At 41.9% G+C, this 23,593-nt stretch carries 22 protein-coding genes and 1 riboswitch; of the genes, 13 read left to right on the forward strand and 9 right to left on the reverse strand.

What is annotated here, in order from left to right; all coding sequences use genetic code 11:
- Positions 1–44 precede the first annotated feature (44 nt).
- Both ACTJKA_RS02510 and ACTJKA_RS02515 read left to right on the forward strand, forming a co-directional pair.
- Complete coding sequence (locus tag ACTJKA_RS02510; protein WP_440607609.1) at positions 45–1,361, forward strand: ATP-binding protein; 1,317 nt, start codon at positions 45–47, stop codon at positions 1,359–1,361.
- Entirely contained in the window at positions 1,358–2,290 is a 933-nt protein-coding gene (locus tag ACTJKA_RS02515; protein WP_039168273.1) for a response regulator, read from the forward strand. Before ACTJKA_RS02510 ends, ACTJKA_RS02515 begins: the two co-directional genes overlap by 4 nt.
- Positions 2,291–2,510: 220 nt before the next feature.
- Here the strand turns inward: ACTJKA_RS02515 and ACTJKA_RS02520 are convergent, their stop codons facing one another.
- Positions 2,511–3,119 carry a TetR/AcrR family transcriptional regulator gene (locus tag ACTJKA_RS02520; RefSeq protein WP_050826611.1) on the reverse strand — a complete coding sequence of 203 codons (609 nt, stop codon included), beginning with the start codon at positions 3,117–3,119 and terminating at the stop codon, positions 2,511–2,513.
- Positions 3,120–3,207: 88 nt separating this feature from the next.
- On the opposite strand from ACTJKA_RS02520, the gene ACTJKA_RS02525 reads away from it, so the two are divergent.
- Complete coding sequence (locus ACTJKA_RS02525) at positions 3,208–3,756, forward strand: hypothetical protein (protein WP_017359239.1); 549 nt, start codon at positions 3,208–3,210, stop codon at positions 3,754–3,756.
- Between the two features lie 38 nt (positions 3,757–3,794).
- On the opposite strand, the gene ACTJKA_RS02530 is transcribed toward ACTJKA_RS02525, so the two are convergent.
- From ACTJKA_RS02530 to ACTJKA_RS02540, 3 genes are read right to left on the reverse strand one after another with little or no spacing between them, the layout of a single operon-like run.
- Positions 3,795–4,733: a metal ABC transporter substrate-binding protein gene (locus ACTJKA_RS02530; RefSeq protein WP_024719816.1), complete on the reverse strand. Its 939-nt coding sequence runs from the start codon at positions 4,731–4,733 to the stop codon at positions 3,795–3,797.
- Positions 4,734–4,746: 13 nt separating this feature from the next.
- The gene (locus ACTJKA_RS02535; protein WP_007500236.1) at positions 4,747–5,619 is read right to left on the reverse strand and encodes a metal ABC transporter permease; all 873 of its coding nucleotides are present in this window, start codon (positions 5,617–5,619) and stop codon (positions 4,747–4,749) included.
- Entirely contained in the window at positions 5,619–6,362 is a 744-nt protein-coding gene (locus ACTJKA_RS02540) for a metal ABC transporter ATP-binding protein (RefSeq protein WP_322536028.1), read from the reverse strand. Before ACTJKA_RS02540 ends, ACTJKA_RS02535 begins: the two co-directional genes overlap by 1 nt.
- Before the next feature lie 422 nt (positions 6,363–6,784).
- Here ACTJKA_RS02540 and ACTJKA_RS02545 point away from each other — a divergent pair, with 422 nt between their 5' ends.
- From ACTJKA_RS02545 to ACTJKA_RS02575, 7 genes are all read left to right on the forward strand, one after another.
- Positions 6,785–8,884 (forward strand): heavy metal translocating P-type ATPase, encoded by a 2,100-nt coding sequence (locus tag ACTJKA_RS02545; RefSeq protein ID WP_050827632.1) that lies wholly within the window; start codon positions 6,785–6,787, stop codon positions 8,882–8,884.
- Between the two features lie 116 nt (positions 8,885–9,000).
- Entirely contained in the window at positions 9,001–9,717 is a 717-nt protein-coding gene (locus tag ACTJKA_RS02550; protein ID WP_144666371.1) for a DsbA family protein, read from the forward strand.
- A complete protein-coding gene (locus ACTJKA_RS02555) occupies positions 9,714–10,127 on the forward strand; it encodes a disulfide oxidoreductase (protein WP_007500241.1) in 414 nt (137 codons plus the stop codon). The genes ACTJKA_RS02550 and ACTJKA_RS02555 overlap by 4 nt, the downstream gene beginning before the upstream one ends.
- 344 nt (positions 10,128–10,471) lie before the next feature.
- Entirely contained in the window at positions 10,472–11,083 is a 612-nt protein-coding gene (locus tag ACTJKA_RS02560; protein ID WP_007500242.1) for a trimeric intracellular cation channel family protein, read from the forward strand.
- 322 nt (positions 11,084–11,405) lie between these two features.
- Entirely contained in the window at positions 11,406–13,421 is a 2,016-nt protein-coding gene (locus ACTJKA_RS02565; RefSeq protein WP_113746986.1) for a Na+/H+ antiporter, read from the forward strand.
- Between the two features lie 63 nt (positions 13,422–13,484).
- Positions 13,485–14,354: an ROK family protein gene (locus tag ACTJKA_RS02570; protein WP_216099144.1), complete on the forward strand. Its 870-nt coding sequence runs from the start codon at positions 13,485–13,487 to the stop codon at positions 14,352–14,354.
- A gap of 68 nt (positions 14,355–14,422) precedes the next feature.
- Positions 14,423–15,268 carry an aldo/keto reductase gene (locus tag ACTJKA_RS02575; protein ID WP_017359243.1) on the forward strand — a complete coding sequence of 282 codons (846 nt, stop codon included), beginning with the start codon at positions 14,423–14,425 and terminating at the stop codon, positions 15,266–15,268.
- A 180-nt stretch (positions 15,269–15,448) separates the two neighbouring features.
- Here ACTJKA_RS02575 and modB read toward each other — a convergent pair whose 3' ends face one another.
- The 4 genes from modB to ACTJKA_RS02595 all read right to left on the reverse strand — a co-directional run bounded on the left by modB (position 15,449) and on the right by ACTJKA_RS02595 (position 19,471).
- Positions 15,449–16,114 (reverse strand): molybdate ABC transporter permease subunit, encoded by a 666-nt coding sequence (gene modB, locus ACTJKA_RS02580; protein ID WP_144739547.1) that lies wholly within the window; start codon positions 16,112–16,114, stop codon positions 15,449–15,451.
- The gene (gene modA / locus ACTJKA_RS02585; RefSeq protein WP_440607610.1) at positions 16,114–16,890 is read right to left on the reverse strand and encodes a molybdate ABC transporter substrate-binding protein; all 777 of its coding nucleotides are present in this window, start codon (positions 16,888–16,890) and stop codon (positions 16,114–16,116) included. Before modA ends, modB begins: the two co-directional genes overlap by 1 nt.
- Positions 16,891–17,005: 115 nt before the next feature.
- Entirely contained in the window at positions 17,006–18,856 is a 1,851-nt protein-coding gene (locus ACTJKA_RS02590; protein WP_108610973.1) for an LTA synthase family protein, read from the reverse strand.
- A 123-nt stretch (positions 18,857–18,979) separates the two neighbouring features.
- Positions 18,980–19,471 (reverse strand): metal-dependent hydrolase, encoded by a 492-nt coding sequence (locus ACTJKA_RS02595; protein WP_345911109.1) that lies wholly within the window; start codon positions 19,469–19,471, stop codon positions 18,980–18,982.
- Positions 19,472–19,642: 171 nt separating this feature from the next.
- On the opposite strand from ACTJKA_RS02595, the gene ACTJKA_RS02600 reads away from it, so the two are divergent.
- The 3 genes from ACTJKA_RS02600 (at position 19,643) to ACTJKA_RS02610 (ending at position 22,200) form a co-directional block, all read left to right on the forward strand.
- The gene (locus ACTJKA_RS02600) at positions 19,643–20,071 is read left to right on the forward strand and encodes a MarR family winged helix-turn-helix transcriptional regulator (protein ID WP_007500254.1); all 429 of its coding nucleotides are present in this window, start codon (positions 19,643–19,645) and stop codon (positions 20,069–20,071) included.
- An 82-nt stretch (positions 20,072–20,153) separates the two neighbouring features.
- Positions 20,154–20,297: a small acid-soluble spore protein SspJ gene (gene sspJ / locus ACTJKA_RS02605; protein ID WP_008347117.1), complete on the forward strand. Its 144-nt coding sequence runs from the start codon at positions 20,154–20,156 to the stop codon at positions 20,295–20,297.
- 122 nt (positions 20,298–20,419) lie between these two features.
- Positions 20,420–20,598: riboswitch (Lysine riboswitch) on the forward strand.
- A gap of 192 nt (positions 20,599–20,790) precedes the next feature.
- On the forward strand, positions 20,791–22,200 hold the full coding sequence (locus ACTJKA_RS02610; protein ID WP_025207968.1) for an amino acid permease: 1,410 nt from the start codon (positions 20,791–20,793) through the stop codon (positions 22,198–22,200).
- Between the two features lie 242 nt (positions 22,201–22,442).
- On the opposite strand, the gene ACTJKA_RS02615 is transcribed toward ACTJKA_RS02610, so the two are convergent.
- On the reverse strand, positions 22,443–23,381 hold the full coding sequence (locus ACTJKA_RS02615; protein WP_206115739.1) for an ABC transporter substrate-binding protein: 939 nt from the start codon (positions 23,379–23,381) through the stop codon (positions 22,443–22,445).
- Positions 23,382–23,593 lie beyond the last annotated feature (212 nt).

Consider the following 23,593-nt stretch of genomic DNA (forward strand, 5'->3'; position numbering starts at 1 on the left):
CTCACATAGTATACTATCGTCAATTATTAGGGATGTGACTGCGTTTGAATCTACTGAAAAAATGGTTGAATACAGAGCCTTATTTAATTATCATGCTCATTGTTCTGACTCCGATTGGGGGAGAGCTGAAATTTTATCCATTTGAGGATAGCTTTCGGGTCAGCTTTGGAACCGTTGTCTTTTTCTTTATCCTGCTTCAAATGAAAAAATTCCCGGCATGGGCAAGCGGCATCATTGCGGGGGGATCCGTGTTTGCATTCCGGGTGCTTCTTGATACCGCTGTGTCAGGCCACTTAGCGCTGGAAGAGGCCGTTTCTTTAAGATTTCCTTCCCTGCTGTATTACGTCGTCTATGGTACGCTTTTTTATGTATTACAGGTCAGACGTTTTCGTGATAAGCCTTGGCTCATTGGGGCGACAGGGATTATCATGGAACTATGTGCAAGTGTAGTCGAAATGATTGCACTCAGGGGAGCTATTGATGAAATTTTAACAGTGAGAACGCTGTTTCAACTATTTGTATTGGCGATTTTCAGAAGCTTTTTCGTATTGGCTTGTTATACGATGATTCGATTATACGAAGAACAGGCGAGAGAGCGCCAAATGAAGAAGGAAAAGGAACACCTGTTGATGCTGCTGTCGAATCTTTATACGGAATCTACATATTTTTATAAAACCCTTGCACATGCTGAGCACATTACAGCTACTTCCTATCAATTGTATCAATCACTGCATCATGCAAAGGATACGGAATCATTAGATTTAAAAAAACTCGGAAAAACAGCCCTGCAAATTGCAGGTGAGGTACACGAAATCAAAAAGGATAATCAGCGAATTTTTTCTGCCTTATCAAAACTGATTCATGAGGAAAACTTTCAGGAGTATGCAAGTCCTGCTCATATCGCTGGACTTGTGATTCGTATCCATGAAAATTATACGGAATCTCTTAAAAAACACATCGTTTTTCATTATGATGAAGAAGGACAGCACCCTGCTTATCATGTGTATACCATTCTATCTTTATTAAATAACATTGTATCCAATGCCGTTGAAGCCATTCCGGTGAATGGAGAGGTATCACTATCCATTTTGCGGAAAGAAAATGATGTGATTTTTCAAATCAGTGACAACGGGCCAGGCATTAAAGAGCGTAACCATCATGTGATCTTTAAACCGGGCTTCACTTTAAAATACGACCAAGCCGGGAACCCATCAAGCGGCATCGGTCTTTCCTATGTGAAAGACACAGCTGAGAAGCTTGGCGGCAGTGTTGAAATGAAGAGTGTCCCGAATCAACAAACGAAATTCACTTTAACGATACCAATTGATCAAGTCAGCAGAAAAGAGGGGAATGGGAGATGAGATTTTTTATTGTTGATGATGATGAAGCCGTTCGTTCTTCACTGGCACAGCTCATTGAAGATGAAGAGCTTGGCATTGTGGCAGGGGAAGCAGAGGATGGTGCTGAAGTAACAGCGAGCTACTTAAATGATTTGCATATTGATATCTTGTGTATTGATCTTCTGATGCCGGAAAGGGACGGTCTTGAGACGATTCGAGCGATCAAGGATGAATTTCATGGGAAATATTTAATGCTTTCACAGGTAGAAACAAAGGAACTCATCGGCCAGGCATATACGCTCGGTGTCGAGTATTATGTGACAAAGCCGATCAATCGGGTAGAGGTCTTAAGTGTGCTCCACCTCATGATTGAACGTCTGCATTTAGAGCACTCAATTGAAAATATTCAGCATTCGCTCAAATCGGTCATGCAGTTCCAGCAGCGCGGACAGACGAAAACGAAGCAGAGGGGGAAAAGTCTTGCAGAGGCAGGTCAGTTTTTGCTCGCGGAGCTTGGGATTGTCGGCGAAAAGGGGTCTAAGGATTTACTAGATATGATTCTTTTCACAGATCAGTATTTAGCGTTACATGCCGATCAGCATGACTCTTTCCCTTCATTAAAAGTGATTTTCACTGGCATCACAGAGGATAAATTAAACGAACCTTTTACATCAGCAGACATCGCAAGAGAAGCAAAAGCAGCGGAACAGCGGGTAAGACGTGCGATCAACCAATCATTGAAACACATCGCCTCGCTCGGGTTAACCGATTTTTCTCACCCAACCTTTGAAAACTATGCATCAAAATTTTTCGATTTTACCATTGTGCGTAAGAAAATGAGTGAACTCACAAAAGAGACAAGTGGAAGAGAAGAGCACACACGTATCAATGTGAAGAAATTTGTGCAGGTGCTCTATTACGAGGCGAAACGTATTTTCATGGAAGATTAAAAAAGACATGCTCTCTATAAGGAGGGCATGTCTCAGCGTGTAGACAAACCCTCGCATTCGGTGTCAGTCCTGCGCTTCGGTGCTCACGAATGTCAAATTCGCTCCGCGCCAATGCTCGTCCTTCCTAGACTGCAAAGGTTTTCTATCACGCTGAAAAGAAGACAAAGGGCTAAAATAAAGTTCATTTTAGCCCTTTATCAACAATCTGAAGACATGCTCTCTATAAGGAGAGCATGTCTTTTTTTGTGATGGATTGAAGATGCATCTGTAGCACGGAGCGCATGAGCTGTGGCGGTAAACGATGGGGCTGTACGATTCCATTCAATGCAAGCCCATTGATGACCGCATAAAGCCGCTCAGTTTCTAATAAAAGATCGAGATGATCTAGCAGTAGCTCATCCTCTTTCAATTTCATTAAGCAAAATTGAACGGTTTGAAAAAGCTCGTCATACATCTTTGCATTGAGCGGCTGTAAATCTGGTTCAGTCAGTGCCTTGACTGTAAAAGCCTGCCACACCTCCATTTCAAATATTCGTTCTTCGTCTAGTGGAAGAACCTGCTCCAATAATGTGAATACATTTTCCTCTGTTGAACCGTTTAATGGAAGCTTAGCAATTCGCTCCTTCACTCTTTCCTGAATTAAATTCATGGAGAATAGAAATAATTCTTGCTGTGTGGAAAAATAATGACGCATAGAGCCGGCTGAAATGCCAGCTTCAACGGCTATTTTTCGTACAGAAGCGCTTTCCAATCCCTCTTGTTTAATCACTCTCATAGCAGCTTGAGCGACCTTTTGTTTTTGTTTATGGTGATCGACGATTTTTGGCATACCTTGATTTTAGCACAGCTATTGTTTTTTTAACACAGTTGTGTTATTTTTTATTTAATACAATCGTGTTAAAAAGGATGTGGGGAAATTGGTCGGTTTATTGATTGTGGCATGTGAAATTGGTTTTTGGCTGTTTATTCTTATGGGCTTAACACTGCGTTATGTATTTAAACAGAAAAAATGGGGTGCTTTCTTTCTTGTCTGTACGCCGGTTTTAGATCTCATCCTTCTTGCGGCTACTTATATAGATTTAAAGCAAGGGGCTGTGGCGAGCGTCATTCACGGGCTTGCGGCTGTCTATATTGGTGTGAGTCTGGCCTTTGGACATCAAATGGTGAAATGGGCAGATGCCCGGTTTGCTTATCGTTTTGCAGGTGGTCCTAAGCCAAAGGGGAAACCAAAGTACGGGAAGGAGCGGTCTTTGTATGAAATGGTGGGCTGGACACGTCATTTCATCTCTTATGTCATCGGAGCGGGGCTGTTATATGGATTGACCTATCTCATCCAAGCACCAGAACGAACGGAATCTCTGATGCAGCTTGTCAGTGTGTGGGGGATGGTCTTAGCCATTGATTTCGTCATTAGCATCAGCTACGTCATTTGGCCGAAAAAACACCCAGAAAATATAGCAGGTTGACAAAAAAGACAGGCGGACTCATTCCACCTGTCTTTTTGCTATGAGGACAATCCTTTGTAAATGGTGTCAATATTCCATTTCATCATCTTATAGTAGCTGTCCCCATCTTCACCTTCTTTGCCAATAGAGTCCGTAAATACTTTCCCCTTAATCGGAACTCCGGTTTCCTCAGATAGGCTTTCAAGGCTGCGCTTATCTACACTTGTTTCAAGAAAAAGGGCAGGAACTTGATGGTCTTTAACAAAATGAATGATGCGCTTCATTTGTCCAGGTGTTCCTTCACTTTCTGTGTTGATCTCCCAAATGTAGCCGGCTTTCAGTCCATACGCATCCGCAAAATATTTGAATGCCCCTTCGCTTGTGACAAGGAGTTTTTTGTCTTTTGGCAGTTGATCAAACTTGTCTTTTGCTTCATCGTGAAGCGTTTGAAGCTTTTTGATATAGGTTTCAGCATTTTTCTCGTAATCCTCTTTATGCTCAGGATCTGCTTGAATGAGCGCATCTCTGGCATTTTGCGCATAAAGAATCCCATTCTCGACATTCAGCCATGCGTGTGGGTCCTGCTGGCTTTCAAGCCCTTTTGAAGACAAATGCTTCACTTTGACGCCTTTACTCAGCTCGGCTACAGGTGCATCATCCCCGTCCTTGCCGCTCGATTCAAGCAGTTTTTGAAACCAGCCATTCCCTGTTTCAAGGTTCAAGCCATTAGATAGAACAAGGTCTGCATCCGTCGTATACTGAACATCCTTTGGTAGGGGGTCAAATTCATGTGGGTCTGTACCAATGGGAACAATGCTGTGAATAGAGACATGCTGTCCTCCTACTTCCTTCACAATGTCATAAAGAATGGAGTAGGTCGTGACAACTTTTAATTTACCGTCATCTTTTCCGGAACTCTTTTGCTGGGTAGAACAGCCTGCGATGACCAAAAGGGCAATACATACTGCGGTCAAACGGATTGCTAATACCTTCTTCATATATGTCCTCCTTTTACATAGACGCTTCCTTTTTTAACTGTGTTCGTTTTCGCTTCGATTTTAAGGATCTCCACAATATCCCTTGTTTCGGTGAAAAGATAAAGGCACTGCCGAATAATATGGTCGCGACCAGCACAATGGAAGCACCAGACGACAAGTTATACGTAAAGCTGAGCCCAAGTCCTACGACAGCTGAAACTGCTCCAAAAAAAGCAGATAAATAAATCATGATCCATAGCCGGTCTGTCAGTAAATAAGCGGTGGCAGCTGGTGTAATAAGCATTGCAACAACAAGAATAATACCTACAGTTTGCAGAGACGCCACGGTCACTAAGGTCAATAAGGTCATGAGGAAATAATGGATCATGCGATTCGGTAAACCGTAAACCGAAGAAATCACTGGATCAAATGAACTAATGAGCAGTTCTTTGTAGAAAACAATGACAGCCAGCAAAATGAAAATGCCAATGCCAAGCGTGATCCACATATCAGATGAACGAACGGCTAGTACGTTTCCAAACAAGATATGATATAAATCGCTGGAACTTTTCAAAAATGTAATCAAAATGATCCCAATGGAAAAAAAAGCAGTGAATACGATGCCGATGGCAGAATCATTTTTAATGCGGCTGTTTTGACTGACATATCCGATGCCGATGGCTGTCAGTACACCAGTTAGAACCGCACCAAAGAAAAAGTTAATGCCGAGCATATAAGAGATGGCGACACCTGGAAGTACAGCGTGTGAAATCGCATCTCCCATCAAAGCCATTCCCCGTAAAATGATAAAGCAGCCAATGACGCCGCAGATGATCCCTACCATAACGGATGTAAATAACGCTTTTTGTAAAAACGCATATTCAAAAAGTCCGGTTAAGAATTCCATTACGCGTCTCCTCCTGCTGATTTTAAAAATGGCAGTTGTGTTTCGTATGCTTGGAGCATGACCTCAGGACGAAGAATATCATGTACAGGCCCTGCTTTGACCAGCTTTTTATTTAGAAGAACGAGATGGCTGAAGTAATCATCGGCTTTACTTAAGTCATGGTGGACGACCAGAATGGTTTTTCCTTCATCTCGTAATTCCTTCAAAATGCCGATCATCGTTTCTTCACTTGCCATATCAATTCCGACAAATGGTTCATCTAAACAAAAGAGCTGTGCGTTTTGAGCGAGTGCTCGCGCAAGGAAGACACGCTGCTGCTGACCGCCAGATAATTCCCCAATCTGTCTTTTGGCAAAGTCCTGCATCCCGACCTTTTCTAAGCAATGGTACGCATAGGCACGGTCTTCTTTTTTCGGTCGTTTGATCAATCCGAGCTTTGAGTATGTGCCAAGCAGTACGGTATCCAGCACATGGATAGGAAACGTCCAGTCTAGATCATTTCTTTGCGGTACATAGGCGATCTGTTTTCTCACTTGTTTAAAGGGTTGTTCAAAAAAACGAATATCCCCTTGATCCTTTTCAATTAAATCTAAACATGCTTTCAATAAAGTCGATTTACCAGCACCATTTGGACCAATGATTCCAGTCATCGTTCCTTCCTGTATGGAAAGAGAGACGTTTTCTAGTGCATCCTGTCCGTGGTATGAGACATACAGGCGGTCGATTGTTAAAGCGTTTGACATCTCTTGCGGCCCCTTTCGATCATCAATTGCGTTTCCTAAAAATATATGCATACATTTAATAATTTTGACTAAAGGATGAAATGATTCTCTAACGCTAATTTGTTTCCTTAAGGAAACTTTTATCTTATTCTAATCGTATGTCCTTCTTTTGTAAAGAGAAATGCTGAATATTCCCATCAAGCGATCGTTTTTATGTTATGCAACGAAGAGGGGACATGAGCATGGATTATTGAAAATTCACGTGACATCCTTGAATACGAAAAATCTCAAACATTTGCTTATAAATGATTGACAGTTTGTAAGAACTCCTCATATAATAAGGGTAATTCAATATATGAATATGTGCTCATATATAATATCTACAGCAGCTGATAGGTTTGATTGAATCAGGGAAGGCTACTTATATAGAAAAAGGTGAGAACATGAAAAAGATGAAGGATGAATACGTATTAAGCGGTCTCGATTGTGGAAACTGTGCACGTAAAATTGAAACAGGTGTCAGCAAACTCGAAGGGGTTGAAGCCTGCTCAATTAATTTTGCGACGGGTACATTAACTGTGACACATGCTGATGCACAAGAAACGATGTCAAAGCGTATTGAAAAAACCGTTCAGTCCATTGAACCTCATGTGAGTGTATCACCAAAAGAAGAAGGACATCACCACGATCACGATCATGGAACAAAGAATTTAAAAACGATTGTACTGAAATTAATTGGTGGTGCAGTCATTGGAACGGCGGCTTATTTTATACCTGACAATGGCTTACTGAAGTTCATCATGTTTTTCGCCGCGTATTTACTCGTTGGCGGAGATGTTGTCCTGAAAGCGCTGAAAAATATTGTGCGCGGTCAAGTATTTGATGAGAACTTCTTAATGACCATAGCTACAGTTGGTGCTTTTGTGATTCAGCAGTATCCTGAGGCATTGGCAGTCATGCTGTTTTACCAAATTGGAGAACTGTTCCAAGGGGCAGCTGTGAACCGCTCTAGAAAATCAATTAGCGAATTAATGAATATCCGTCCAGAATACGCAAACCTCAAAGTGGGGCAAGAAACAAAAAAGGTAAAGCCGGAAGAAGTCAAAGCGGGTGACCGTATTGTTGTCAAACCAGGTGAAAAAATTCCTTTGGATGGACGCGTGATAGACGGTTATTCTCTTGTGGATACCTCTGCACTAACTGGGGAGTCTGTTCCAAGAGATGTGGAAGCAGGAAAAGAAGTGCTTGCTGGATTTGTGAACCAAAACGGCATTCTTGAAATTGAAGTGCAAAAAGAGCTCAGTGAGTCAGCGGTTACGAAGATTTTAGATTTAGTCGAAAATGCAAGCAGCCGTAAAGCGCAGACAGAAAACTTTATCACAAAGTTCGCTAAATATTATACACCTGCTGTGGTCGTGCTAGCTTTATTGCTTGCCTTTGTACCACCGCTTCTCATCCCATCAGCTCAATTGTCTGATTGGGTGTACCGGGCACTTGTCTTCCTTGTCATTTCGTGTCCATGTGCTCTCGTTGTATCCATTCCATTAGGTTTCTTTGGCGGGATTGGTGCCGCATCAAAACGAGGCATTTTAGTGAAAGGCAGTAACTACTTGGAAGCCTTAAACTCTGTGCGCTATGCGGTGTTTGATAAAACAGGTACTTTGACAAAAGGAAACTTTACAGTCACTCATATCGAAGCAGCGAATGAGAAATGGTCAGAAGAGGAATTGCTTTCTTTTGCGGCACTGGCAGAAGCACATTCTTCGCATCCGATTGCAGAATCGATTAAAGCGGCTTACGGAGCGTCTCTTGATGAGAGCCAGATCGAATCTTACGAGGATATTGCGGGTCATGGGATCAAAGCGACAATTCGCGGAGCCCATGTATTGGCAGGTAACCATCGCCTGATGGAACGAGAAGGCATTTCTTTTGAAAAAGAAAAACGAAGCGGAACGGTTGTGTATTTAGCAATAGACGGTGAGTTTGCGGGATCTATCTTGATTGCAGATGAAGTAAAAGACGATGCAGTTGAAGCGATATCTTCTCTAAAAGCTGCGGGCATTCAAACCGTGATGCTTACAGGGGATGCTGCGCAAGTAGGAAATGCAGTCGCACAGCAGATCGGCATTGACGAAGTTCACACTGAATTATTGCCACAGGATAAAGTCGCCAAAATCGAAGACATGTATCAGAAAAAAGCATCTCAAGACAAATTATTGTTTGTTGGTGATGGCATAAACGATACGCCGGTTTTGGCAAGAGCGGATATAGGTATTGCCATGGGTGGGCTTGGTTCGGATGCAGCAGTTGAAGCGGCTGATATTGTGATTATGACAGATCAGCCATCAAAGGTAGCGGAAGCCATTGCTGTCGCTAAAAGAACGAGAGCCATCGTATGGCAGAATATTGCGTTTGCTCTTGGGGTGAAGGCCGTCTTTCTCATACTTGGTGCATTCGGTATTGCAACGATGTGGGAAGCCGTCTTCTCGGATGTTGGTGTCACTGTACTGGCTGTTTTAAATGCGATGAGGGTCATGAAATAAAATTGTAAGGAAAAATTCATGAATAGCGTCTTTCATAATAGACCCCCTCTTGTTAAAATAGAAGAAGTTGGATAATGGCATTTTCCTGAGCTGTTATCCTTTTTCTTTGTGAAGGAATGAATGAAAAAGATAAGGTAGGTGCTTTTGTGAGTAAAAAAAATAATCAATCTTCATCCATCAAGTTTGCAGTTATATTAACCATCATTGCAGCTCTTCTCATCGGTATTTTCGTTGTGATCGGTAACAACAACAGCCAAGAAGCACAAACAGTCGACAGTAAGCCGTCTATTAAAGGACAGCCTGTCATGGGAGATCAAAAGGCAAAAGTGCAAGTTGTCGAGTTTGGGGACTACAAATGTCCATCATGTAAATCATTTGAGACAGACATTTTCCCAAAATTGAAAGCAGACTACATAGATAATGGCGATGTATCCTTCTCATTTATTAATTTACCACTGCCTGTTCATGGGGACGGTGCGGTATTAGCAGCACTGGCTTCTGAAGAAGTGTGGAAAGAAGATCCGAAAAACTTCTGGGCATTTCATGAAGCGGTCTACAACGCACAACCAGATAGTGAAGCAGAATGGGTAACGCCAGCAAAGCTCACCGAATTGGCGAAGAAGACAACGAAAATTGATACGGACAAGCTGAAAGATAACCTATCAAAGAAAACATATCAGCCACAGCTGAACACAGATGATCAGCTGGTGAATCAATACAAAGTAAATGGAACACCAACTATTTTCATTAACAATAAACAAGTCCAAAACTTTTATGACTATGATGAAATCAAAGAATTAATTGATCAAGAGCTGAAAGGGAAAAAATCATGAAAAATAAACTGATTTACTTATACAGCGCTTGGATCGTCTCGATTGTGGCGACGATGAGCAGCCTGTATTTAAGTGAAGTAAAGAAGTTTATTCCATGTGATATGTGCTGGTTTCAGCGCATTTTCATGTATCCGCTTGTGCTGTTACTTGGAATTGCTACATTCCGTGGCGATGTCAAAGTGAAGTACTACGTTCTCCCTTTGGCCGGGATTGGCGCTTGCTTTTCCATCTATCATTATATGGAACAAAAGATTCCAGGCTTTGCATCGATTCGTCCTTGTCTAAGCGGTATTCCTTGTTCCGTTGATTATCTGAACTGGTTTGGTTTTATCACCATTCCACTCTTAGCTCTCATTGCATTTATTCTGATCATCATTAGTATGCTGCTTTTAAATGCAAAAGAAGATTGAGGAGATAGCCTGCTTAAAAGCAGGCTATCAGCGTGTAGACAAACCCTCGCATTCGGTGTCATTCCTGTGCGCTGGTGCTCACGAATGTCAAATTCGCTCCGCGAAAGTAGCTGTTCTTCCTAGACTGCAAAGGTTTTCTATCACGCTGAAAGTAGACAAAGGGCTAAAATCAAGATCATTTTATCCCTTTGTCAACAATCTGAGCCTGCTTTTAAGCAGGCTATTTTTTATTTTTGCAAAAAGATAAAATTTAAAGAAAATTTGTATTGCTTTTCATTTGTGTCAGATATACATTAAGGGGAGAGTGTTAGATGATCAGACAATGGTAAGGAGATAAGCGGAAAATGGCATGGGAAGTGTTAAGTATTATAGGCATTGTGGCATTCGCCATTAGTGGTGCGATTGTCGCAATGGAGGAAGAGTACGATATTCTTGGTGTGTACATTTTAGGGATTGTCACAGCATTTGGCGGTGGAGCGATTCGGAATCTATTAATTGGTCTTCCGGTGTCTGCTTTATGGTCGCAGGGCAAAATGTTTACCATTGCCCTTGTATCCATTACGATCGTGTTTCTATTTCCAAAGCTTTTGCTCAAGCACTGGAGCACGTGGGGGAATTTCTCGGATGCGATCGGTTTAGCAGCCTTTGCAATTCAAGGTGCATTATTTGCTGTACAAAGAGAGCTCCCGCTCAGTGCGGTCATTGTGGCAGCCATTTTGACTGGAAGCGGCGGCGGTATTGTGCGTGATTTATTGGCAGGACGAAAGCCACTTGTGCTAAAAGCAGAGATTTACGCAGTATGGGCAGCCCTTGGCGGCTTACTCGTCGGACTCGGCTTAGCGCAAGGAGAGCTTGCTTTATATCTGCTGTTTGTCATCCTCGTCATATGCAGGGTTTGTTCCTACTTATTCAAATGGCGGCTTCCTGCTAGGTCTTATTTTTTAAATAAAGGGTAAAACGAAAAGAGGGCGATGTGTCGCTCTTTTTTTTATGTGTTATTCGAGCTTGATGTCAGCAGGTCAAGCTGTTTTCGTGTAAAATAAAAGTAGGTTCTTTATTCATCATTGGAACAATACACGAGATGAAAAAGTTGTCATTTGACTGAATATGTAGATTCAGTCTTTTTTGCCTAGATGGATTGTTATGTGTTGGTTTCGCTTTTTGCGGGATACTAAAAGAAACGCTCATGACCGAACGGATGGATCTGAAAGAAATGAACACATCTTTGCATGTAAGCAAAACATGACGGAAAAAATGAAATGGGAGGGACATGTACTAGTGGAGATTTTTTTGGCAGTGCTCGTACTACTAGCACTCATTGCATCATCTAATATTATCAATCGTTTTCTGCCCTTTATTCCAGTTCCATTAATCCAAGTGGGTTTAGGGATATTGGTCGCAGCTTTTCCTTCAGGTTTACATATTTCTTTAAATCCTGAGCTATTCTTCGTTTTATTCATTGCACCGCTGTTATTTAATGATGGGAAGCGTACCCCAAGGGACGAGCTGTGGAAATTAAGAGCGCCCATTCTTCTATTAGCTTTAGGGCTCGTATTTGCGACAGTCATTGTCGCAGGATATACCATCCATTGGATGATTCCAAGCATACCACTTCCAGCTGCATTTGCGCTTGCAGCGATTTTATCACCGACAGATGTGGTTGCTGTAAGTGCACTTTCCAGCCGTGTGAATATGCCAAAGGGGATCATGAGACTGCTGGAAGGCGAAGGGCTGATGAACGATGCGTCAGGACTTGTTGCCTTTAAATTTGCTATTGCAGCAACGGTTACAGGGGCATTTTCCATTGCAGAGGCATCCTTTAGCTTTGTTCTGATTGCTGCTGGCGGATTATTGACTGGATTTATTCTGTCGTTTTTTATCATTCGTTTTCGCTACTTTCTCCGCCGTTTAGGCATGGACGATGTCACAATGCACATCATCCTGCAAATCCTCACGCCGTTTGTGATTTATTTAGCAGCGGAAGAAATTGGCGTATCCGGCATTTTAGCCGTTGTTGCCGGTGGTGTGACACATGCCATCGAGCAAGACCGAATGGAAGCGAATTTAGCAAAACTGCAAATTGCTTCTTCAAACACGTGGAATATTATTTTATTTATTTTAAATGGCCTTGTTTTCGTTTTACTTGGGTTACAAATTCCTGATGTATCGACCGTCATTTTCCAAGATGAAGCCTTTAATAATATGCAGGTCATCAGTTACATTTTAATCATTACATTCTGTCTAATGATTCTCAGATTTCTATGGGTATGGCTGTTCTGGGCAGGAAACTGGAGTGTATCGAAAAAGAAGAACGCGAAAAAACCGAAGCTGCGTGCTTCCATGCTGATGACATTCTCTGGTGTTCGTGGTGCTGTTACATTAGCAGGTGCTTTCTCCATCCCATTTACGCTTGCAGACGGATCACCATTTCCTGAGCGTCATTTAATTATTTTCCTCGCAGCAGGCGTCATTTTATGTACACTCATTTTAGCGAGTGTGCTGCTGCCTATTTTATCGGAGAAAAAAGATAAGCAAGTGGATGTGGACTTAGATACAAAGATTCAGCACGCGAAACGGAAGCTGCTGAGAAGTGCCATTAAAACTCTAAAAGAAGGAATGAATGAAGACAATCGAGAAGTCTCCCTTGCACTCATCAATGATTACCGAATGAAGCTGAGAAATATTCAGCGGGAACCGTATCAGTTTGGTATGAGAAAACAAGAGAGAAAAATCAGACTACACGGCATTAAAGCAGAACAGATGAAACTTCAGCAGTTGATTGAGGAAGAGAAAATCGACAAAGAAGAAGCGTATGAGCTGCAAGAGAGATTTCATGAGCTGGAAATGCTCTATTCCAACTCCTTTAAAATTCGTTTCTCAAAAGTGAAGTTTCTGCGCTTACTACAATGGCTTCAACTATGGCGTCCGAATCAGCGTATTTCAAGCGGCATATTAGAAAACGAGGAATCGTATAAACAAATCCGTAAGAAAACGGCTGAAGCTGCGGTGGATTCTATTAAGCACCATATGACCGAAGACAATCAACAAACGTGTCATCAAGTCATTGGGTTTTACAATCAAGTGATATTCCGCTGTGAACATGGTCCTTCTTTCTTTCAGCAAAAGGATCGTACGTTTGACCGGAAGAAGAAAGAGCTTAACTTCCAAGCCGTACAGTCGATTCGTAATGAAATCCAAACCTTATATGAAAATGGCGAAATCAATCGTGATATTGCCCATCATTTAAGGGAGTATATCAACGACATGGAAGCAGTCTTACTGACCAATACATGATGTTGTCATCTTCTCGCCTATGTTTTATGATGAAAAAAAGAGACGAGCAGGGGGAGAGGCAGGATGACATATTACGGAGCGATTGAAGCTGGGGGAACAAAGTTCTGTTGTGCCATTGGCAATGAACATGGTGATATCATAGAGGAATTGACCATTCCAACAGAGCACCCGGAAAAAACCATCCAATCACTTATTCCATTTTTTCAGCAACATGAAATTGCAGCATTAGGGGTTGGTTCCTTTGGACCGATTTGTGTCCAGAAAGACGATCCTTCTTACGGTTACATCATGAATACGCCTAAAGTTGAATGGAAACATTACCCGTTTATACCTGAGCTGGAGAAACAATTAGGCGTACCGGTGTCCTTTACGACAGATGTCAATGCCGCAGCATTAGGTGAACTGACAAAAGGGGCCGCCAAAGGGCTAAGCAGCTGTCTGTATATCACGGTCGGTACGGGGATTGGTGCCGGGGCTGTTGTGAAAAATGAGCTTCTCCACGGTCACTCACATCCAGAGATGGGACACATCCTGGTCAGGCAGCATGAATCAGATCAGTTTGCAGGTGTCTGCCCGGCGCATGGTACTTGCTTAGAAGGACTGGCGGCAGGACCAGCTATTGAGGCAAGGTGGGGGAAGCCGGCTAAAGAGCTTACCGAAGAAGAAGAAGTTTGGTCTCTTGAAGCAGATTATTTAGCACAGGCATTAATGCAATACACGCTGATATTAAGCCCAGAGCGAATCATAATGGGTGGAGGCGTCATGAAGCAAAAACAGCTATTTCCGCTCATTCGAGAGAAGCTGGTTGCGTATGTCAATGATTATGTCGACATGCCGCCGCTTGATACATACATTGTCTCTCCTGGACTTGAGGACAAGGCAGGTATGACAGGTGCTTTGCTGTTAGCGATTGAAGCGAAGAGAAACGCCTGATAATAGAGTTTTCAAACGCAACATGAGATAATGAAAAAGATGGAATCTATGAAAAGGTGGTTGTTAACATGGTCAAAAGCTTGAATGATACCGTAACACTAAATAACGGAGTAGAAATGCCATGGTTTGGTTTAGGTGTATTCAAAGTGGAGGACGGCAACCAAGTGGTTGATGCCGTCAAAGCAGCCATACGAAACGGTTATCGCAGCATTGATACGGCTGCCGTTTATAAAAACGAGACAGGCGTAGGGAAAGCCATTAAAGAATCTGGCGTCAAAAGAGAAGAATTGTTCATTACGTCAAAAGTATGGAACACAGATCAAGGATATGACAAAGCACTCGCTGCATTCGATGCAAGCTTAAACCGGCTCGGTCTTGATTACTTAGACCTCTATTTGATTCATTGGCCTGGACCAAATGCAGATACATTTAAAGAGACATGGCGTGCGCTTGAGAAGCTTTATAAAGATGGAAAAGTAAGAGCGATTGGTGTCAGCAACTTCTACGTGCAGCATTTAGAAGAGCTGTTAAAAGATGCAGAGGTTGTTCCAGCGGTGAACCAAGTAGAGTTTCATCCAAAACTGACACTTGTCGAATTACGACAATATGCGAAAGAAAAAGGCATTCAAATTGAAGCATGGTCTCCGCTGATGCAAGGAAAGCTTTTGGATCATGACGTATTAAAGGAAATTGCAGCACAATACAACAAATCTGTGGCTCAAGTGATCTTGCGTTGGGATCTGCAAAGCGGCGTTGTCACCATTCCAAAATCAATCAATGAAGAACGCATTAAACAAAATGCCGACATTTTTGACTTCGAGCTTTCACAAGAAGACATGGAAAAAATCAATGCACTTAATAATAATGAACGTGTCGGGTCTAATCCAGAAACGATGACGGTTGGGTTTGAATAAATAAAAAATCCCCTTAGCGTGTAGACAAACCCTCGCATATTTTGTCAGTGAGTACTGGTACTTCCTAGACTAGCAAAGGTTTTCTATCACGTTGAAAAGAAGACAAAGGGCTAAAATCAAGTTCATTTTAGCCCTTTGTCAACAATCTGAATCCCTTTCTCTTTTTGAGAAGGGGATTTTTTAATTCCTGCTTCGGCGAACAGCCAACAGCATGAGGAAAGACAGGATCACAATACAAATGGTCCAAGCCCACGCAAGTTCCATTCGTCCAGAATCAATCGCCACATAGATGGCTGTTGGGAGGGTTTGCGTTTTCCCAGGAATGTTGCCGGCGAACATTAAAGTCGCTCCAAATTCTCCTAAAGCCCTTGCAAAACTTAGAACTGCACCAGAGAGAAGAGATGGCAGTGCGAGTGGGACGGTAATATAGGCAAAGACCTGGAAAGAATGCGCACCATCAACTTTTGCAGCACCTTCAATGTCTGACTCAATCGTAGAAAAACCAGCTTTCGCTGATTGATACATAAGCGGGAATGCGACAACTGTCGATGCAATGACCGCTGCCCAATAAGTGAAGATGACAGGCTGATGGAAGATCCATTCAATGGCTTGTCCAATCACACTGTGCTTCCCGAACACGACGAGCAGCAGAAATCCTACGACTGTTGGCGGAAGGACAAGCGGCATCATGAGGAGCGTTTCCACGATCATTTTTCCTTTGAAAGTTGTACGCGCCATCCAAAAACCAATGGACGTTCCTAAAACGACAGCCAATAACCCACTGAAAGCAGCCACTTGTACGGACAGCCAGATAGGTGAAAGAAAATCTTCGGTCAACATCGGCATTATTTCACTTGAAAGCCGTACTTTTTAAAAATCGCTGCGGCTGGTTCTGATTGGAGATATTGAAAAAATGCTTTCGCCTCTTTCATGTGATCAGTCTGTTTGACAATGCCAACAGGATAAATGATAGGGGAATGCATGTCTTGATTTGCCTCATCTACTATCTTTACTTTGTGAGAAACGAGCGCGTCCGTCTTATACACGACACCAGCTTCCACATTTCCTGTTTCGACATAGTTTAATACTTGACGAACATCCTTGCCATAGACAGCGTTCTGTTTCACTTGATCCCATATATTCAGTTTTGTGAAAATCTCTTTTGCATATGTACCAGCAGGAACAGATTCAGGTGTGCCAAGCGCTATCTTTCCTTTTATGTGCTGAACATCGCGGAAGGTTTTGATAGAAGAGGAACCTTCTTTTGGCACGATGAGAACAAGCTCATTTTGTATGGCATCCTTTGTATGATCCTGATCGATGTCGCCAGATTGAACAAGGTCATCAAAAGGCTCTTCAGCTGCTGAGAAGAAGAGATCCGCTTTTGCTCCTTGAGCGATTTGCTGCTTCAATGCACCTGATGACCCGAAATTATTCGTTAGTTTCACGTTTGGATGATCATCTTCATAGGCAGATTCAATCTCTTTCAAAGCATCCTGCAGGCTTGCCGCCGCTGAAATCACAAGTTCTGTCTTTTTGCTTTGATCTGATGACGTCGACTCCGTTTGACACCCAGTCAGGAGCAAACAGATGGTGACGTAGGTTAAGAATAAATATTTCATGATCACACCTCTTTATCATTCAACATCATGTGTATCCTTTATTATAATCAAACTTATTTGACCATTCATAGGTTTTCAGGAAAAGAGAAAAGAAAAAGCCGCCAGAGGGCAGCTTTTAATGCTGATAAAAACGTAGTAAGTTCCCGTTGATCACTTTATCTGATAGAGACAGCTCTTTATTGGCTTTTTCTATATAAGGCTGGCATACTTCATCTTCTTCAACAGGTTGTTTTGTTTTTTGATCATAGCACGTGTTCTTTGTATAAAGATAATCATCTGTAATAAAGTTTCCATTTCTCAGCACAGCGAACGGTGTACGCTCATTGGAGAAAAGGTCATTTCCAAATTGAATGGCATCTTTTGATTCAATGCCGAGTAAATGAAGAAGTGTCGGTTTGACATCCATTTGACCGGCTGTTTCAGAAATGGTTTGAGGGGCCTCGTCTGTCACCCCAGGAATGTAAATCAAAAAAGGGACCCGCTGCAGTTTAACCGCATCAAACGGTGTGATTTCATCCTGCTTCAGCAGCTCTGCCATTGCCTCATGATGTGCTTCTGAAATGCCATAGTGGTCTCCCATCAGGACAAACATTGTATTTTCATATAGTCCTTCTTCTTTCATTCGTTCAAAGAACCTTTTGATGGCTTCATCTTGATAGCGGACGGTGGTCACATAGCGGTTTAAAATGGTGCTAGTCGAATCATATTCATCAATGAACTGATCCTTTGGATCAATTTCAAATGGGAAGTGATTGGTTAAGGTAATAAACGTGCTGTAATAAGGCGCCTTCAGCTTTTTTAAATAATCAATGGATTGGTCAAAAAAGTCGATATCTTTTAAGCCCCAGCCAGTCGAATTCTGTTCATTGACATCAAATGAATCGACATCATAAAAGCGGTCAATCCCAAGAGATTCATACATCACATCACGATTCCAGAACGTTTTATTATTCGCATGAAATTGGACGGATTGATAATTCTCTTTTTTCAATTGCTTGTACAGTGTGTCATATTCGTTGTCACTCGCTGTGAAAAAGACAGCGCCACTGCTAGATGGATAGAGGGAGTTTGCGACGATAAACTCTGAGTCCGACGTTTTGCCTTGCTCTGTCTGCTGATAAAATTCATCGAAATAGAAGCTTTTTTTGGCAAGTTGATTTAAAAATGGGGTGATGTATTGTCCATTCACCTTTTGATTCATGACAAATTGCTGTGTTGATTCAAGTGAAATGAACACGACATTTTTGCCTTTAGCAAGTCCAAAATAGTCTTCATTCGGTGCACTGTAATCAGCTTTTGTGTAGTTTGCCACTGTTGAAAGTGTATCTTCGTCAGCAAAGGCTTTTTGACCAATACGTGCTGTTTGAGCGGCACCGTCATACAAATGGAATTGAAACAGCCCAAGGTTGCGTACAATGACTTCTCGATCATACGAGCTTGTCAAAAATCGAGGGTGGTCCATCAAAGCTGAGCTGACATGGAACAATAGCAAGCTGCAGCAAACCACATAGTATGTTTTGATCGTCTTAAAAGATGCTTTTGGTGATAGCGGTTTCCGTTTTAAGAGCCATGCCAGCACCACAAAATCAATCAGCATGAGTATAAATAGCGGATGAAACAATTCAGTCATACTGCTGCCCATATCTCCCATGTTCTTTGCTTGAAATAAGACAGGAATGGTAATGAAATCAATATAAAAACCGTAAAAGATCGTATTCGATATCAAAATGGCTGTCAAAATAAAATTTGTGGTCAATAAAAAGACCTTTTGTTTCGTTTCATTTAAGAAAAGAGCAATCCCAAACAAAGGGAGCAAAAAGCTAAGTGGATTGATCAAAAGCAGCCATTCGTGAAACAGATTGGCCGTTCGTATATGAAATCCGAATTGATAAATGATGTATGTTTTCATCCACATAAAGAGGATGGAGTACACTAAAAACCAGTGATTTTTGAAAAACGCTTTCATTTATGTAACTCCTCACCATTCTGTATTCAGCTGCAAGGCAAAAACACTTATCTTAAAACTACTAAAAAAATGAGGAATGATCAATTCATATCCTGCTTTTTTGCAAAACTCTTTTTTCTTTTTCTAAAACGGCAAAGGGATGGATATTCCGCAAATGACAGCCATGTAATAGCAGGTGACAATGGTCAGAGCAGCTAGTACGACTTGTTCTCCTGTGCTGCCTGTTTTGACATAAAAGGGGAGACGTACTTTCATGGTTGCAGGGAACAAAAATTTAATACCGTTCACTGTGCCTGCATCAAGGATGAGGTGGCTTACCATCCCAACTAGTAACCCGGTACTGAGGCTGTCATTTGGAATGTATGTTGTCGCAATAAAATAAATGATCAGCAGAAATAATAAACTATGTGTAAAGGTGCGGTGCCCGAACACACTACTGATCAGTGTGGAAAGGAGCGGGAATTTCCTGCCGATTTTGCTTTTCGTATGACATAGATCTGGGATGAGGGCACCTACTGATCCTGCAGCAGCCATCGTCACTGGTTCGAATCCGTAATAATAGGCGACGGCTGTGGAGGCGGCAATTCCGCCCATAATATGTGTTTTTCCTGTCATGATGCGTACTCCTGTTCTGTTTTTTGTTCAAGTACTCACTATATCAAGGGTGAATCCATTCAGCAAGGCTTATTTCTAAAGAAAAATGGGATAAAATAGTTGGCTGTTTGGAAAAACATTCTATAATAAGAAGGAAGTCATGTTGACACTAACGATAAGGATGCGATTCGGATGAGTAATGCAGACATTTTAAAAGAAATTGTTCTTGTACATTATGAAGTCAGCCGTAAATTAAACCGCAAGTTACTTGAGTTAGAAAAAGACATCACGCCTCCACAGATATATGCTCTTTCTATATTGATACAAGGAAAAGTATCACATGCTGAAGAGCTTAAACAAAGACTCTCTCTCAACCCAGGTGCCGCTTCCATTGCCCTCAATAAATTATGTGAGCAAGGCTACATTCAGAGAGAGAGGGACAAGGACGATCATTCCCTTGTTCGGCTAGAAGCCACGGAAAAAGGGCTGGCTATTTACGAAAAGCATACACGTCTTTTTGGAAAGGTGATTCAGCATATGATGTCAGACTTCACAGAGGAAGACTTAAAGACCTTTCTAACGTATTTACAAAAAATGAGACAGACCTTTCACGATGAATGAACCGCTCCTCTTTGTATAATGCTGAGCGCTGTAGCACAAATTAAACAGGCAAAGGCATTTTATGAAAAGGGGGGAAATAGCGATGTCATTTTTCCAAAAGGATAAAAAGGCGAAAAGCGAGAAAGACCATCAGCAGGTAGATCAGCTGTTAGAAGAAGCAAGTAAAGAACTAGCAGGCGATCCGCTTCAGGAAGCTGTCCAAAAGAAGAAAAACAACCATCAATAAGCTGACAAAAAGGCGGAGAATCATTTCTCTGCCTTTTTTCTATGTTTTTCCCTTTGACAGATATGAGAATGTTTGATAACCTTCGTGTAGTAAAAATGAATAGAAATCCTCACGCTATGTCTCAGTGAGGTAGAGGTTGCGCGGATGATGAGTCACTCATGGGAGAGATGGAATCGTTGATCATGAGAAAAAAGGCATCAGCGCCGAAGTGTAGAGAGAGCTCCAACTTTCTTTATGCTGGGTCTGCATTGAACAAATGCAGGACTGCCACGTCTTTGAAGCGTGGAGGGCTATCCGGAGATCAAGGTGTATGTTTTGAAAAGCATGGACTTTTGTTCAGGCTTTTTTTTATGTTCTGATTGCCTAAGAAAAGGGTATGCTGGTAAGAAAGTGACCCAACATGAACATAAAGAATGCAAGTCATTGCTTCACAAATATATCAATGAAGATACTGCCGGGTCTGGTCCAAAGTGAATATAACGGAGGTACGAAAATGGAACAGACAAAAAAATGGGGTTTTTGGTTATTGACGGCTTTTGTCGTCGGAAATATGGTAGGTTCAGGCATCTTTATGCTGCCTAGTACACTTGCCCAGCATGCAAGTCCTTTAGGTGTGACGATGGCATGGCTTGTCACAGGTGGCGGCGTACTGATGATTGCCTTTGTGTTTGGACATTTGTCCATTCATAAACCGCAGCTAACAGCTGGACCACAAAGCTATGCAAGAGCGCTTTTTAAAGATCCGAAAAAAGGAAAAGCAGCCGGTTTTACAATGGTTTGGGGATATTGGGTGGCAAGCTGGATTAGTAATGTCGCCATTATCACAAGCCTAGCTGGTTATTTAACAACCTTTTTCCCAATTTTAACCGTGAAAACGGAGGTCTTTACTTTTGGGAAAGAAGCGATCACACTTGGTCAGCTCACAACGTTTATCGTATGTACAATCCTTCTATGGGGGACTCATACGATTTTAATTACAAGCTTAAGCGCAGCAAGTAAGCTGAACTTTATTACGACCTTTTCAAAGGTGCTTGGATTCGTCCTTTTTATTGTCGCAGGCTTATTTGCATTCCAAACAGCATTATTTGAACATTATTATTTCCCTGTTGAAGCAGCAAGTGGTGAAGGAGTGCTCGGACTTGGAGGCCAAATTCATCATGCGGCCATTTCCACACTATGGGCATTTATCGGCATCGAATCTGCTGTCATTTTATCAGGAAGAGCCTCCTCGCAGCGTGATGTCAAACGTGCGACGATTACAGGACTTTTAATTGCACTGTCTATTTATATGATTATTACCTTGATTACAATGGGCGTTCTGCCGCATGATCAATTGCAAGGTTCTGATAAACCATTCGTAGACGTGCTTCAGCTGATTATCGGACCGGCTGGCGGCATTGTCATGGCACTTCTTGCGATCATTTGTTTATTTGGTTCGATGCTCGGCTGGATTTTGCTTGGTTCTGAAGTCCCTTATCAAGCAGCAAAGGCTGGCGATTTCCCAGCAGTGTTTGCAAAAACAAACAAAAAAGGCAGTCCTGTTTTTGCTTTGACTGTCACAAATATCATGTCACAGCTGTTTATTTTCTCAGTCATGTCACGTACGATTAATGAAGCCTTTACTTTCTTAACAACATCAGCGACACTTGCGTATCTCATTCCGTATATCGTGTCGTCGATCTACAGCTTTAAGGTCATCATGCAAGGTGACACATATGAGCTCCAAAAAGGAAATCGGACAAGAGACGGGATCATTGCGCTTGTGGCCATGGGGTATTCCGCTTGGGTCATTATTTCAGGCACAGCTGATTTAAAAACATTTGGTCTTGGTATTGGATTGTTTTTAGTTGGCATTTTACTCTACCCATTCATGTCCAAAAAATTTGCCAAAGGTACAGTATAAGAAATACGTTTCTCCAGCATTGGAGAAACGTTTCAGCGTGTAGACAAACCCTCGCATTCTTTGTCAGTCCTGCGTGCTGGTGCTCACGAATGCCAAATTCGCTCCGCGCCAGTACTCGTCCTTCCTAGACTGCAAAGGTTTTCTATCACGCTGAAAAGAAGACAAAGGGGTAAAATAAAGTTCATTTCACCCCTTTGCCAACAATCTAATACGTTTCTCCAGCATTGGAGAAACGTATTTTTTTATGAGGCAGATGTTAATCGATCCACAATAAATTCGAGCTGACCTTCTAGTGACACAGGGTCATTAAAGAAGTAACCGACTGTATCTGTTTCAAATACGCGTTTGTTTTGGACAGCAGGAAGTGATGCCCAGATGCTGCTTTTATACACTTGATCGCCATTACTTTTTGAACCGCTCCATGGGCTTGTGAAAATATAATCACCTGCAAATTCTGGAAGCTTTTCAAGAGAAATGTTTGCATAACCGACACCACTGTCGATGGCTTCTTTTTGGGCGGCCTTCGGAGCTTTTAATTTCAGCTCGTCATAAATGATTTCACCACCGCGTGCAAAAGTGTTACCGAAAATGTAAATGCCCTTATCGAATGGTGATACGATCGAAACGGTTTTGTTTCCTACAGCTTTTGTTACTTTTGGTTTCACTTCAGCAATTTTGGCATCCCATTGTGTGATCCAATCCGTTGCTTTTTTTGATGTGCCTGTCATTTTACCGAATTCTTTTAGCTGGTCTTTAAACGAATATTGATTGTATTGAATGGCAACTGTAGGGGCAATTTTTTTGTATTGATCAAATTTCTCATCTTCTCCCCAAGCAATGATCATATCCGGCTTCAAAGAGGCTACTTTCTCAACAGAGGGAGATTTTCCAATATTTTTCACTCCATCTGTTTTTCCTTTATAGAAAGGGTTTTTAAAGATGGGCGCAGTGGCAGCAATTGGGGTTTTGCCGAGTGTGACGAGATCCCCGTAATAGCTTTCCGCCAGAAGCACAATTCGTTGTGGGTTTTGAGGCAGTTTCACTTCACCCTTTACATCTTGATAGGTGATCGTGTCATTTTTTTTGGCTCCCGATTCTTTATTGGAAGTGCTGCCGCAAGCAGCAGTAAAAATCATAAGGGTCATGAAGGAAATCAAAAGAAGTCCAGTTCGTTTTTTCACAAAAGTTCGCTCCTATTCAATTGTTTATGATAATGATTCTCATTTGCATTTATATCTTATCATGATGGAAGAAAAAATGCATCGGCTATTTTAGAACCGAAATGAAAATGGTGAAATTCTCCCGGTTTTTTGATGAAAATAAAGAAATTTATCAGAACAAGGATTTCAAAACGTGAAGAAAGTGATATACTAGACTCCGAGATTGATAATCA

The organism is Bacillus sp. 22190 (genome assembly GCF_052045575.1).
GTDB classification, from domain to species: Bacteria; Bacillota; Bacilli; order Bacillales; family Bacillaceae; genus Bacillus; species Bacillus altitudinis.

Bases quoted from the DNA above. Each gene is read 5' to 3' on its own strand.
- ACTJKA_RS02515 (WP_039168273.1), top strand. From the start codon at position 1,358: ATGAGATTTTTTATTGTTGATGATGATGAAGCCGTTCGTTCTTCACTG.
- ACTJKA_RS02520 (WP_050826611.1), bottom strand. From the start codon at position 3,119: ATGCCAAAAATCGTCGATCACCATAAACAAAAACAAAAGGTCGCTCAA.
- ACTJKA_RS02530 (WP_024719816.1), bottom strand. From the start codon at position 4,733: ATGAAGAAGGTATTAGCAATCCGTTTGACCGCAGTATGTATTGCCCTT.
- ACTJKA_RS02535 (WP_007500236.1), bottom strand. From the start codon at position 5,619: ATGGAATTCTTAACCGGACTTTTTGAATATGCGTTTTTACAAAAAGCG.
- ACTJKA_RS02540 (WP_322536028.1), bottom strand. From the start codon at position 6,362: ATGTCAAACGCTTTAACAATCGACCGCCTGTATGTCTCATACCACGGA.
- ACTJKA_RS02545 (WP_050827632.1), top strand. From the start codon at position 6,785: ATGAAAAAGATGAAGGATGAATACGTATTAAGCGGTCTCGATTGTGGA.
- ACTJKA_RS02550 (WP_144666371.1), top strand. From the start codon at position 9,001: ATGAATGAAAAAGATAAGGTAGGTGCTTTTGTGAGTAAAAAAAATAAT.
- ACTJKA_RS02555 (WP_007500241.1), top strand. From the start codon at position 9,714: ATGAAAAATAAACTGATTTACTTATACAGCGCTTGGATCGTCTCGATT.
- ACTJKA_RS02560 (WP_007500242.1), top strand. From the start codon at position 10,472: ATGGCATGGGAAGTGTTAAGTATTATAGGCATTGTGGCATTCGCCATT.
- ACTJKA_RS02570 (WP_216099144.1), top strand. From the start codon at position 13,485: ATGACATATTACGGAGCGATTGAAGCTGGGGGAACAAAGTTCTGTTGT.
- ACTJKA_RS02575 (WP_017359243.1), top strand. From the start codon at position 14,423: ATGGTCAAAAGCTTGAATGATACCGTAACACTAAATAACGGAGTAGAA.
- modB (WP_144739547.1), bottom strand. From the start codon at position 16,114: ATGCCGATGTTGACCGAAGATTTTCTTTCACCTATCTGGCTGTCCGTA.
- modA (WP_440607610.1), bottom strand. From the start codon at position 16,890: ATGAAATATTTATTCTTAACCTACGTCACCATCTGTTTGCTCCTGACT.
- ACTJKA_RS02590 (WP_108610973.1), bottom strand. From the start codon at position 18,856: ATGAAAGCGTTTTTCAAAAATCACTGGTTTTTAGTGTACTCCATCCTC.
- ACTJKA_RS02595 (WP_345911109.1), bottom strand. From the start codon at position 19,471: ATGACAGGAAAAACACATATTATGGGCGGAATTGCCGCCTCCACAGCC.
- ACTJKA_RS02600 (WP_007500254.1), top strand. From the start codon at position 19,643: ATGAGTAATGCAGACATTTTAAAAGAAATTGTTCTTGTACATTATGAA.
- sspJ (WP_008347117.1), top strand. From the start codon at position 20,154: ATGTCATTTTTCCAAAAGGATAAAAAGGCGAAAAGCGAGAAAGACCAT.
- ACTJKA_RS02610 (WP_025207968.1), top strand. From the start codon at position 20,791: ATGGAACAGACAAAAAAATGGGGTTTTTGGTTATTGACGGCTTTTGTC.